Source organism: Pseudomonas sp. WMBT8 (genome assembly GCF_050916005.1).
GTDB lineage: Bacteria > Pseudomonadota > Gammaproteobacteria > Pseudomonadales > Pseudomonadaceae > Aquipseudomonas.
In genome coordinates this window covers 4,151,252-4,163,847 of sequence record NZ_CP188096.1, presented here as the reverse complement: position 1 = coordinate 4,163,847, position 12,596 = coordinate 4,151,252, and the positions used below count along the sequence as shown (strand labels likewise).

The 12,596-nt window shown below is 61.4% G+C and carries 9 protein-coding genes; 4 read left to right on the top strand and 5 right to left on the bottom strand.

Translation table 11 applies throughout. From position 1 onward, the window contains the following. The first annotated feature begins 10 nt into the window (after positions 1-10). On the top strand, positions 11-2,473 hold the full coding sequence (locus tag ACO77H_RS18705; protein WP_432754424.1) for an EAL domain-containing protein: 2,463 nt from the start codon (positions 11-13) through the stop codon (positions 2,471-2,473). Between the two features lie 79 nt (positions 2,474-2,552). Continuing rightward, a complete protein-coding gene (locus ACO77H_RS18700; protein WP_178123756.1) occupies positions 2,553-3,311 on the top strand; it encodes a TenA family transcriptional regulator in 759 nt (252 codons plus the stop codon). A 22-nt stretch (positions 3,312-3,333) separates the two neighbouring features. On the opposite strand, the gene ACO77H_RS18695 is transcribed toward ACO77H_RS18700, so the two are convergent. The 5 genes from ACO77H_RS18695 to ACO77H_RS18675 all read right to left on the bottom strand — a co-directional run bounded on the left by ACO77H_RS18695 (position 3,334) and on the right by ACO77H_RS18675 (position 8,266). Continuing rightward, positions 3,334-4,260 carry a GGDEF domain-containing protein gene (locus tag ACO77H_RS18695; RefSeq protein ID WP_169952758.1) on the bottom strand — a complete coding sequence of 309 codons (927 nt, stop codon included), beginning with the start codon at positions 4,258-4,260 and terminating at the stop codon, positions 3,334-3,336. A 358-nt stretch (positions 4,261-4,618) separates the two neighbouring features. Continuing rightward, positions 4,619-5,359, bottom strand: coding sequence for a YciK family oxidoreductase (locus tag ACO77H_RS18690; protein ID WP_170042777.1), 741 nt, complete (start codon positions 5,357-5,359; stop codon positions 4,619-4,621). A gap of 137 nt (positions 5,360-5,496) precedes the next feature. Further along, positions 5,497-6,168 (bottom strand): N-acetylmuramic acid 6-phosphate phosphatase MupP, encoded by a 672-nt coding sequence (gene mupP / locus ACO77H_RS18685; protein WP_169952756.1) that lies wholly within the window; start codon positions 6,166-6,168, stop codon positions 5,497-5,499. Positions 6,169-6,172: 4 nt separating this feature from the next. After that, positions 6,173-6,871: a bifunctional 2-polyprenyl-6-hydroxyphenol methylase/3-demethylubiquinol 3-O-methyltransferase UbiG gene (gene ubiG / locus ACO77H_RS18680; RefSeq protein ID WP_003172645.1), complete on the bottom strand. Its 699-nt coding sequence runs from the start codon at positions 6,869-6,871 to the stop codon at positions 6,173-6,175. A gap of 63 nt (positions 6,872-6,934) precedes the next feature. Then, entirely contained in the window at positions 6,935-8,266 is a 1,332-nt protein-coding gene (locus ACO77H_RS18675; RefSeq protein ID WP_172313999.1) for a TRZ/ATZ family hydrolase, read from the bottom strand. A gap of 109 nt (positions 8,267-8,375) precedes the next feature. On the opposite strand from ACO77H_RS18675, the gene mtnA reads away from it, so the two are divergent. Then, complete coding sequence (mtnA, locus tag ACO77H_RS18670) at positions 8,376-9,452, top strand: S-methyl-5-thioribose-1-phosphate isomerase (RefSeq protein ID WP_169952752.1); 1,077 nt, start codon at positions 8,376-8,378, stop codon at positions 9,450-9,452. 424 nt (positions 9,453-9,876) lie between these two features. Further along, a complete protein-coding gene (gene gyrA / locus ACO77H_RS18665; protein ID WP_029298707.1) occupies positions 9,877-12,531 on the top strand; it encodes a DNA gyrase subunit A in 2,655 nt (884 codons plus the stop codon). The last annotated feature ends 65 nt before the right edge of the window (positions 12,532-12,596 follow it).

Genomic DNA, 12,596 nt, shown 5'->3' with positions numbered 1-12,596 from the left:
AAGGGACCTCATGAAGCAGAAGCGAACTCTCGGAACACCAAGGTTGCTGGGCATTGTCTGGCCCTTTATTGCCGTCGTCCTGTTTCAGGCACTGCTGGGCTGCGTCAGCCTCTACATGCTGTCGGCCGTGCGCGGCTATGTGGCGGGCGAGAGCCTGTGGTCCAAGGGCCAGAAAGACGCCATCTACTATCTGACGCTATACGCTGACAACCGCGACCAGGCGACTTTTCTCAAATACCAGAATGCGATTGCGGTGCCCCAGGGCGGGCACGAGTTGCGGGTTGCCCTTGATCGCCCCAGCCCTGACCTCGCGGCGGCGCGCCTGGGGATTCTCAAGGGCGGCAACCATCCAGATGATGTGTCGAGCCTGATCTGGCTCTATCTCAACTTTCGCCATTTCAGCTACCTGGAAAAAGCCATCGAACTGTGGACCATCGGTGATGGCTACCTGGTGCAACTCGATGACCTGGCGCAGGAGATGCACAGGGGGATCATTGCCAATCGGGTCAGCAGCGTCGACATCCATGCCTGGAAAGAGCGGATTATCGCCATCAACGATGGCGTGACACCGGCGGCCAAGGCCTTCAGCGATGCCCTGGGCGAAGGCTCCAGGATGATTCTGCGCCTGCTGGTGACCACCAACCTGGCCACCGCCCTCGGCCTGATAGCCCTGGCGTTGCTGCGCACCCGCAAGCTCTTGGCCCAGCGGCACGCGTTTGCCGATGCCTTGCAACTGGAGAGGGAGCGGGCGCAGATCACCCTGGAGTCCATTGGCGATGGGGTGATCACCACCGATGTCGACGGGGCGATCGCCTATATGAACCCGGCGGCGGAATCCCTGACCCACTGGAACGCGGCCCAGGCCCAGGGCTTGCCGTTGGCCGCGCTGTTCAATCTGCTGGATGAACACGCCCAGGCCGATGGGTTTACCCTGATCGATCACATTCTTGACGGCCAACTCAGTGGTGGCAGCGAGCACTCCAAGCTGATCCAGCGCCTGGATGGCAGTACCGTGTCCGTGACCCTGGTGGGCGCACCGATCCGCAGTGCTGGCAAGGTCAGCGGGGCGGTGCTGGTGTTGCACGACATGACCCAGGAGCGCCAATACATCGCCAATCTGTCCTGGCAGGCGACCCATGATGCATTGACCGGGCTGGCCAACCGGCGCGAATTTGAGTATCGCCTGGAGCAGGTGCTACACGGCATCGGGCGCCAGCAGTCGGCGCGGCATGCCTTGATGTTCCTCGACCTGGACCAGTTCAAACTGGTCAACGACACCTGTGGCCATGCGGCAGGCGATGAATTGCTGCGGCATATCTGCGCCCTGCTGCAATCGGACCTGCGCGAAGGCGATACCCTGGCCCGCCTGGGCGGTGATGAGTTTGGCATTCTGCTGGAGAACTGCCCGGCGCCGGTGGCCGAGAAAATCGCCGAGAGCCTGCGTCACACCGTGCAAAACCTGCACTTCGTCTGGAAAGGCCGACCGTTTGTCACCACGGTCAGTATCGGCCTGGTGCATATCACCCACACCCCGACCACCCTGGAAACTTCGTTGCGTGCTGCCGATATGGCCTGCTACATGGCCAAGGAGAAGGGACGCAACCGGGTGCAGGTCTATCACGCCGATGACACCGAATTGTCCCTGCGTTTTGGCGAAATGGCCTGGATCCAACGCTTGCACATGGCCCTGGAAGAGGACCGTTTTTGCCTATATGCCCAGGAAATCGCCCCCTTGGGCCAAACCGAGGCGGGCAACGGGCATATCGAGATTCTGCTGCGCCTACACGATGAGGCCGGGCGGATGATCTTGCCCGACAGCTTTATCCCGGCCGCCGAGCGTTACGGGTTGATGACCTCCCTGGACCGCTGGGTGGTGGAGAACGTGTTCAAGCTGATTGCCCGCTGCATGGTCGAGCGACCGGGCAGGCCCATGGCGATGTGTGCGATCAACCTGTCGGGCATTACCATCGGCGATGACGACTTCCTGCGCTTTTTGCGGGAGAAGTTCAGCGCCTACGGCATTCCGCCGGGGATGATCTGTTTTGAAATCACTGAAACCAGTGCAATTTCCAACCTGGGCAGCGCGATTCGTTTTATCAATGAGCTCAAGGCCTTGGGTTGTTGCTTCTCCCTGGATGACTTTTGTGCGGGGATGTCCTCATTCGCCTACCTCAAACATTTACCTGTAGACTTCCTGAAGATCGATGGAAGTTTCGTAAAGGATATGCTGGACGACCCGATTAACCGCGCCATGGTCGAAGTGATCAACCACATCGGCCATGTCATGGGTAAGCGCACTATTGCCGAGTTTGTCGAAACGCCGCACATCGAGCAGGCATTGCTCGAGATCGGCGTGGACTACGCTCAGGGCTACCTGATTGAACGCCCGCAATTGTTTACCTTCGATAGTTTGCAGTGTCGACCTGCGCGCCCGCAGCCTCTGTTGTTCAGGGCGCCCGGCACGTTCCGCTGAAACATCTGCTGGTCTGTACACATCACACATCAAAAGGAGCCCGACAGTGATCGACACATTCAGCAGAACCGGCCCGCTTATGGAAGCCTCAAGTTACCCCGCCTGGGCTCAGCAACTGATCCAGGACTGTAGCGAGAGCAAGCGCCGAGTTGTCGAACACGAACTGTACCAGCGCATGCGCGATAACAAGCTCAGTGCCAAGACCATGCGCCATTACCTGATTGGTGGCTGGCCAGTGGTGGAACAGTTCGCGTTGTACATGGCACAAAACCTGACCAAGACCAAGTTTGCCCGTCACCCTGGCGAGGATATGGCGCGACGTTGGTTGATGCGCAATATTCGCGTGGAACTGAACCATGCCGATTATTGGGTGCATTGGGCGCGCGCCCATGGTGTTGGCCTGGAAGAGTTGCAGGCGCAGAACGTACCGCCCGAGTTGCATGCACTGAGCCATTGGTGCTGGCACACCAGTTCGGCCGACTCGTTGATCGTCGCGATTGCGGCCACCAACTACGCCATCGAGGGGGCCACTGGGGAGTGGTCTGCGCTGGTGTGTTCGACGGGCGTGTATGCCGCAGCGTTCCCCGAAGAAGATCGCAAGCGCGCCATGAAGTGGCTGAAGATGCATGCCCAGTACGATGACGCCCACCCGTGGGAAGCACTGGAAATCATCTGCACCCTGGCGGGGATGAACCCGAGCAAGGCGTTGCAAGTGGAGTTGCGCCAGGCCGTGTGCAAGAGCTACGACTACATGTACCTGTTCCTGGAACGCTGCATGCAGTTGGAGAAAACCCCAGTGACCCGCGAGCGCCAGGTATTGGCGACCAGCGAAGCCTGACCCAGGCAGGGCGGGGTAGCGTTTACCCCGCCATTGCCAGGCGGTTGCGGCCTTCGCGCTTGGCCACATACAAGGCATTGTCGGCCCGGCGCAGCAGGCTCTCGGCCGACTCGCCTGCCAGCAAGGTCGCGCAACCCAGGCTCACCGTCAATTCGATACGCGTGGTGTCCGCCCAGTAGTCCTGGGCCTGTGCTGCCTGGCGCAGGCGTTCGCCCACCATGGCCGCGGCATCGCGCCCGGTGTTGGACAGCAGGATCAGGAACTCTTCCCCGCCAAACCGAAACACCATGTCCACATTGCGCAACTGGCCCTTGATCGAGGCTGCGACGGCCTTGAGCACCTTGTCGCCGGTGGCGTGGCCGTGGCTGTCGTTGATGCGCTTGAAGTGATCGATATCGAGCATCAGCAAGGACAGCGGATGCAGGTGCCGCTTGGCCATCTCGATCTCCCGGCCCAGGGTCTGGTCCATGGCGATGCGGTTGCCGGTCTCGGTCAGCGGGTCACGCAGGGCGCTGCGGGTCGCGGTGCGATACAGCAGGGCGTTGCGCATCGGGTAGAGCAGGCTGGCCAGTAGCGACTCCAGGTTGCCCTGTTCTTCTTCGCTGAAACGCTGGTTGCGGCGAAACACCAGCTCTCCCAGATGCTCGCCCTGGTGGCTGAGGCTATAGCTCACGGAGTGATGGCCGCGCTGGCCATATTCCAGGCGCAGGTCGCTGGCTTCATGGCGGTATTGCAGGGCGTCCAGGGGCACCAGGCGCTGCACTTCGCGAAAGAACAGGCCAAGGATCCGCTCGGCTTCCAGGCTGGTCTGCAATTGCAGGTTCAGTTGCTGGCGCAGTTGCGCGAGGCTGATGGGGCGCCGTGCGATAAGGGAAGGCTGGCCAAAGCCCAGGCGTTGCAATTTGGCACTATCGAAGTCAATTGCGTTGGTCTGGGTCGGTGTTTTCATAAACGGGCAGGCCTCTAAGCACAGAATGCTGTCTTACAGGCTCGATGGGAGCGGCCACTGGCGGGCGTCTTACTGTTCCTTCAGTTCCGTAAAACTTAGGTAACAGTCTAGTCCGCTTTGCCGGGGGTTATAACCCCTGATCCCATGCCGCACGTCTTGATGTCGCGCTGCCTGCTTAAGCATATTGGAGCGAAAACCGTGCCAGTTAGTGCAATTAGTTTTTAGTGCTTATAAAACAAGGGGATGGGATTTATTGAGGAAAGGGAGCGGTGGGAATTTGGCGCAGGCCCATTGAGCCCGACACTGCGCCATCGCGGGCAAGCCCGCTCCCACAATGGCGTGGTGTCATGTCCGAAGATTATTGCGCGTCGAACGCCTGCCCAGTGATCCCCGAGCTATCCGGGCCCATCAGGTACAGGTACACCGGCATGATCTCTTCCGGCAGCGGGTTGTTGGCCGGGTTTTCCCCTGGATAGGCCTGGGCGCGCATGCTGGTGCGGGTGGCGCCGGGGTTGATGCTGTTGGCACGTACTGCCGCGACGGTGTCGAGTTCGTCGGCCAGGGTTTGCATCAGGCCTTCGGTGGCAAATTTCGACACACCATAGGCGCCCCAGTAGGCCCGGCCCTTGCGCCCGACGCTGCTGGAGGTGAACACCACCGAAGCGTCCTGGGACAGCTTGAGCAGCGGCAGCAGGGTGGCGGTCAGCATAAACATGGCGTTGACGTTGATATGCATGACCCGCATGAAATTCTCGCCCGACAGCTGTTCGATCGGGGTGCGTGGGCCGATGATCGAGGCGTTGTGCAGCAGCCCGTCGAGATGACCGAATTCTTTTTCAATCATTGCCGCCAGCTCATCGTATTGATGGGGCAGGGCGGTTTCCAGGTTGAACGGGATCACCACCGGTTGCGGGTGACCGGCGGCTTCGATTTCATCGTAGACCTGGGCCAGGTTGGCTTCGGTCTTGCCCAGCAACAGTACGGTGGCACCGTGGGCGGCATAGGTCTTGGCCGCCGCTGCACCAATCCCGCGACCGGCACCGGTGACCAGGATGACCCGGTCCTTGAGCAATTCTGGGCGTGCGGAGTAATCAAACATAATCGACCTCAACAAAAATTCAGTCTGAATGTGGGGCGGGCTGGCTCGCGATAGCACAGTGTCAGTCAATAAATCGGCAACTGATTCACCGCTATCGCTGGCAAGCCAGCTCCCACATTGATCTCAGTGTTTCAGTGTCAGCAGCTGCAGAGTGCGCTATCGAGCACCTTGCGCAGTTCCAGCGGGTGATCGACCACGACGTCGGCGCCCCAGTTGCGGGCGTTGTCGTCAGGGTGGATGTAGCCGTAGGTGACGGCCGCAGTGCGGGTGCCGGCGTCGCGGCCCGACTCGATATCCCGCAGGTCGTCGCCCACGAACAGTACGCTGGCCGGGTCCAGGTCAAGCATCTTGCAGGCCAGGATCAGCGGCTCCGGGTCGGGCTTGCTGTTTTTTACGTGGTCCGGGCAGATCAGCAGCGCCGAGCGCTGGGCCAGGCCCAGTTGTTCCATGATCGGCTCGGCAAAGCGCAGGGGCTTGTTGGTGACTACGCCCCAGATCAGCTTGGAACGCTCGATGTCTTCCAGCAGTTCGGCCATGCCATCAAACAACTTGCTGTGGATTGCGCAGCCCTTGACGTAGCGTTCGAGGAACTCCAGGCGCAGCTCTTCAAAGCCTGGGGACTGCGGGTCCATGGAAAACGTCACGGCGACCATGGCCCGGGCACCGCCGGAAATTTCATCGCGGATATGCTGGTCGTTGATCGGCGCAAGCCCGCGCTCGGTGCGCATGGCCTGGCAGATGGCGATAAAGTCCGGCGCGGTATCGAGCAGCGTACCGTCCATGTCGAAAAGAACCGCTTTCAACTTCACAGGCTTATTCCTCTCGCAGGGTCTGGATCATGTAATTGACGTCGACGTCGCTGGCCAGCTTGTAGTGCTTGGTCAGTGGGTTGTAGGTCAGGCCGATGATGTCCTTGACGGTCAGCCCGGCCTGGCGGCTCCAGGCGCCCAGTTCGGAAGGGCGGATGAACTTCTTGAAGTCATGGGTGCCGCGTGGCAGCAGCTTCATGATGTATTCGGCGCCGATGATCGCGAACAGGTAGGCCTTGGGGTTGCGGTTGATGGTGGAGAAGAACACCTGGCCGCCGGGCTTGACCATGCGGAAGCAGGCGCGGATCACCGACGATGGGTCGGGCACGTGCTCCAGCATCTCCAGGCAGGTCACTACGTCAAACTGCTCGGGCATTTCCTCGGCCAGGGCTTCGGCGGTGATCTGCCGGTACTCCACGCTCACGCCCGACTCCAACTGATGCAGCTGGGCCACGGCCAGGGGCGCTTCGCCCATGTCGATGCCCATCACCGTGGCGCCGCGCTGGGCCATGGCCTCGCTGAGAATGCCGCCACCGCAGCCCACGTCGAGGACCTTCTTGCCGGCCAGGTTGACGCGCTCGTCGATCCAGTTGACCCGCAGCGGGTTGATGTCGTGCAGCGGCTTGAACTCGCTTTCGCGGTCCCACCAGCGGTGAGCCAGGGCTTCGAATTTGGCGATTTCGGCGTGGTCGACGTTACTCATGGGTAGTCCTCTAAATCCGATAAAACGGTGTGCCTGGCCCGGAAGGCTGATCCGGGGGCGGCGTTATTCTGGGTGTCCGCTGATGCGCCGGCCCCAGGCAGCGGCCGTGGCGCTCAGTTGCTGTTCATCCATGCGGGTCAGTTGCCGGTCGTCGAGCAGTTGCTTGCCGCCGACCCAAAGGTGTTTCACACAATCGCGGCCGGTGGCATATATAAGCTGCGAGACCGGATCGTAGATCGGTTGCTGGGCCAGGCCAGAAAGGTCGAAGGCTACGATATCCGCGGCCTTGCCCACTTCCAGCGAGCCGATTTCTGTTTCCAGGCCCATGGCCCGTGCACCGTTGAGGGTGGCCATGCGCAGCGCGCGATGGGCATCCAGGGCGCTGGCCGAGCCAGCAACGGCCTTGGCCAGCAGCGCGGCGGTGCGGGTTTCACCCAGCAGGTCGAGGTCATTGTTGCTTGCCGCGCCGTCGGTGCCTACTGCCACATTGACGCCGGCCTGCCACAGACGTTCCACCGGGCAGAAGCCACTGGCCAGTTTCAGGTTGGATTCCGGGCAGTGGATCACGCTGCTGTTGCTTTCTACCAGCAACGCCAGGTCGTCTTCGCTGATTTGGGTCATATGAACGGCCTGCAGCCGTGGGCCGAGCAAGCCCAGGCGTGCGAGGCGGGCCAGGGGCCGTTCGCCATACTGCTCGATGGACTGCTGCACTTCAAAGGCCGTCTCGTGGACATGCATATGAATGGCGGCGTCCAGCTCCTCGGCGATCACCCGGACTTTTTCCAGGTTCGCATCGCTGACGGTATAGGGCGCATGGGGGCCAAAGGCGATTTTGATCCGTGGGTGATGCTTGAGGTCGCCAAACAGCTCCACGCCCTGGCGGATCGCCTCATCGGCGGTGGCGGCGCCGGGGGTCGGGAAGTCGAGGATCGGCATCGCAATTTGCGCGCGCATACCGCTGTTGTGCACGCGTTCGCTGGCGACCTTGGGGAAGAAGTACATGTCTGAGAAGCAACTGATGCCGCCCTTGATCTGCTCGGCGATCGCCAGGTCAGTGCCGTCGCGCACGAAGGCTTCATCGACCCACTTGGCTTCGGCCGGCCAGATATGGTGTTGCAGCCAGGTCATCAGCGGCAGGTCGTCGGCCAGGCCGCGAAACAGACTCATCGCCGCATGGCCGTGGGCATTCACCAGGCCCGGGCTGAGCAGCACCCCCGGCAGCTCGCGTACTTCGTGGGCTGCCAGCTTCAGCGCCTGGGCGCGCGGGCCGATAAATGCGATGCGGCCATCGCGAATGCCCAGGCCATGTGCCTTGAGCACCACGCCCGCAGGCTCGACCGGTACCAGCCAGCTTGGCAGCAGCAGTAAGTCGAGCGGGGCGGCAGGTGGCGTCATAGCGGGCATCGTCCGGGGCGGTCATATAAAGAGGGCGAAGTATACCCGAGCGTCCTGGCTGGCGGATCGCTATAATCCGCGGCTTTTGTTGATGAGTACGGGGTGAGGGATGCGCGATCGACTGTTGGCGGCGGAGAAAGTGAGGGCCATCGATTGGCGTGATGGCGCACTGCACCTGCTCGATCAGCGTGCGCTGCCGTCCCGGGAAAGCTGGGTCATATGCTCGTCGGTCGACGAAGTGGCCGCAGCCATTCGTATGATGGTGGTGCGCGGCGCGCCGGCCATTGGCATCAGCGCGGCCTACGGCCTGGTGCTGGCCGCCCGTGCACGGATTGCCGAGGGCGGTGACTGGCAGGCTGCATGGGAGGAGGACTACGCGCTGCTGGCCGAATCCCGGCCCACAGCGTCAAACCTGTTCTGGGCCCTCAAGCGCATGCGCGATCGCCTCGATCGCCTCAAGAAGCACGCCGACCCGTTGGCGGTGCTGGAGGCCGAAGCTATCGCGATCCATGAAAGCGACCGTGAAGCCAACCTGACCATGGCGCAATTGGGCGTTGAATTGATCCGCAAACACCAGGGCAATGCCCAGGCCATCCTCACCCACGGCAATGCCGGGGCCTTGGCTAGCGGTGGCGTGGGCACGGCGCTGGGGGTGATCCGCGCGGCGTTTCTGGAAGGAATGGTCGAACAGGTCTATGCCAACGAAACCCGCCCCTGGCTGCAAGGCTCGCGGCTGACTGCCTGGGAGCTGGCGAGCGAGGGCATCCCGGTTACGGTGAATGCCGACTCGGCCGGCGCGCATATCCTCAAGACCAAAGGCGTGACCTGGGTAATTGTTGGCGCCGACTGCATTGCGGCCAATGGCGATGTGATCAGCAAGATTGGCACTTACCAACTGGCGGTAAGCGCCATGCACCATGGTGTGCGCTTCATGGTAGTGGCCCCCAGCTCTACGCTGGACCTGATGATGGCCACTGGCGATGACGTTGCCCTGGAAGAGCGGGATGCCGGCGAGCTGCTGGAGGTCGCCGGGCAGCGGTTTGCTGCCGATGTCGCAGCCTTTAACCCGGTGTTTGACGTCACGCCGGCGGACCTGATCGACGTGATCGTCACCGAAAAAGGCATTGTCGAGCGGCCGGACGCGGCCAAGCTGGCCCAGTTGATGTGTCGCAAGCGTCTGCATTAAGGGCTGTAATATCTGGCAGATTGCAATCGCGGGCACGCGTGGTCCCACACGTTGAATGCATTTACAAATCAACTGTGGGAGTGGGCTTGTCCGCGATGGGCTTCGAAAGCCAACAAAACCCTCGGTTCCATAGGCAAATCCAAGCCTCGATTCAGCTCTGAGCCCCTCTCGTCGCCCTCAAGCCTGTCATCGGTCAACTTACTACGCTCCATGCGCATCTGGGGGATAGGTGCGTGGCGGCGATTGTGATACCATTCGGCGGTTTCCAGGGTCACCCCAAGGGGCGGCCCTTAATGCGCAGATCCGTGTCATAACTCGTTGATTTGTCGTAAGTCGTTGCCAGGCATCATGTCGGCGGCGGCGAGCTTCGTTCGTCCCAAATGGATGTGACGAGGTTTCACCCGAAAAAGGAATCAGGCTTCTCATGGGCGAACTGGCCAAAGAAATCCTCCCGGTCAATATCGAAGACGAGCTGAAACAGTCCTACCTCGACTACGCGATGAGCGTAATTGTCGGGCGGGCACTGCCTGATGCGCGCGATGGCTTGAAGCCCGTGCACCGGCGTGTGCTGTTCGCGATGAGCGAGCTGGGTAACGACTGGAACAAGCCGTACAAGAAATCTGCCCGTGTTGTCGGTGACGTGATCGGTAAGTATCACCCTCACGGCGACACTGCGGTGTACGACACCATCGTTCGGATGGCCCAGCCGTTTTCCCTGCGCTACCTGCTGGTAGACGGCCAGGGCAACTTCGGTTCGGTGGACGGCGACAACGCGGCGGCCATGCGATACACCGAAGTGCGCATGACCAAGCTGGCACACGAGCTGCTGGCCGACCTGCACAAGGAAACCGTGGACTGGGTGCCGAACTACGACGGCACCGAAATGATCCCGGCGGTCATGCCGACCCGTATTCCCAACCTGTTGGTCAACGGCTCCAGCGGTATCGCCGTGGGCATGGCCACCAACATCCCGCCACACAACCTCGGTGAAGTCATCGACGGTTGCCTGGCCCTCATCGACAACCCTGAGCTGACCGTCGATGAGCTGATGCAGTACATCCCCGGCCCGGACTTCCCGACCGCCGCGATCATCAATGGTCGTGCCGGCATCATCGAAGCCTATCGCACCGGTCGTGGCCGCATCTACATGCGCGCGCGCTCGATGATCGAAGACATCGACAAGGTCGGTGGCCGCCAGCAGATCGTCATCACCGAACTGCCTTACCAGCTGAACAAGGCGCGTCTGATCGAGAAGATCGCCGAGCTGGTTAAAGAGAAGAAACTCGAAGGTATTACCGAGCTACGCGACGAGTCCGACAAAGACGGTATGCGCGTGGTGATCGAGCTGCGTCGTGGCGAAGTGCCTGAGGTGATCCTCAACAACCTCTACGCCCAGACCCAGCTGCAAAGCGTGTTTGGTATCAACGTCGTGGCCTTGATCGACGGTCGCCCGCGCATCCTGAACCTCAAGGATCTGCTGGAAGCCTTCGTCCGTCACCGTCGCGAAGTGGTGACCCGCCGTACCGTATTCGAGCTGCGCAAGGCCCGTGAACGTGGGCACATCCTGGAAGGCCAGGCGGTTGCGCTGTCGAACATCGACCCGGTCATCGCCCTGATCAAGGCCTCGCCGACCCCGTCGGAAGCCAAGGAAGCACTGATCAAGATGCCGTGGGAATCCAGCGCCGTCGTGGCGATGGTTGAACGTGCCGGTGCCGATTCGTGCCGTCCGGAGACCCTGGATCCGCAATACGGCCTGCGCGATGGCAAGTACTTCCTGTCGCCGGAACAGGCCCAGGCCATCCTGGAACTGCGCCTGCACCGCCTGACCGGTCTGGAGCACGAGAAGCTGCTGGCCGAGTACCAGGAGATCCTCAACCAGATCGGCGAGCTGATCCGCATCCTCAATAGCGCCGTGCGCCTGATGGAAGTGATCCGCGAAGAACTGGAAGTGATCCGCGCCGAATACGGCGACGTGCGCCGCACCGAAATTCTCGATGCACGCCTGGACCTGACCCTGGGTGACATGATCCCGGAAGAAGAGCGCGTGGTGACCATTTCCCACGGCGGCTACGCCAAGACCCAGCCTTTGGCTGCGTACCAGGCCCAGCGTCGTGGTGGTAAAGGCAAGTCGGCGACTGGCGTCAAGGATGAGGACTACATCGCTCACCTGCTGGTAGCCAACAGCCACACCACGCTGCTGCTGTTCTCCAGCAAAGGCAAGGTGTACTGGCTCAAGACCTACGAGATCCCGGAAGCGTCCCGCGCTGCCCGTGGTCGTCCGCTGGTCAACCTGTTGCCGCTGGACACCGACGAATACATCACCACCATGCTGCCGGTCGAGGAATACACCGAGGGTCACTTCATCTTCATGGCCACCGCCAAAGGCACCGTGAAGAAGACCCCGCTGGAATCCTTCAGCCGCCAGCGCAGCGTGGGCCTGATCGCCCTGGAGCTGGACGAGGGCGACGTACTGATTTCCGCCGCCATTACCGATGGCGAGCGCGAAGTCATGCTGTTCTCCGACGGTGGCAAGGTGACGCGCTTCAAGGAATCCGACGTACGTGCCATGGGTCGTACCGCCCGTGGTGTGCGCGGCATGCGCCTGCCGGAAGGGCAGAAGCTGATTTCCATGCTGATCCCGGAAGAAGGCAGCCAGATCCTTACTGCTTCGGCTCGTGGTTATGGCAAGCGCACCGCCATCAGCGAGTTCCCCGAGTACAAGCGTGGCGGCCAGGGCGTTATCGCCATGGTCAGCAACGATCGCAACGGCCGTCTGGTCGGCGCGGTGCAGGTGCTGGATGGCGAGGAAATCATGCTGATTTCCGACCAGGGCACCCTGGTGCGTACCCGGGTTGATGAAGTGTCGAGCCTGGGCCGTAACACCCAGGGCGTGACCTTGATCAAGCTGGCCAGCGACGAGACCCTGGTGGGTCTGGAGCGTGTCCAGGAGCCATCGGAAGTCGAAGGCGAGGAGCTGGAAGGCGAGGAGTTCGATGGCGAGGTGATCGCAGCCGGCGATGACAGCGTCGACGAGCCAACCCTCGATGCTGCCGCAGACGAGGAAGAACCGCAGGAATAAGCGGACAACCAAGGGGGCGGATGAAGATTCGCCCCCTTGTTATTTGTCCCTTTTGAAAATTTGCG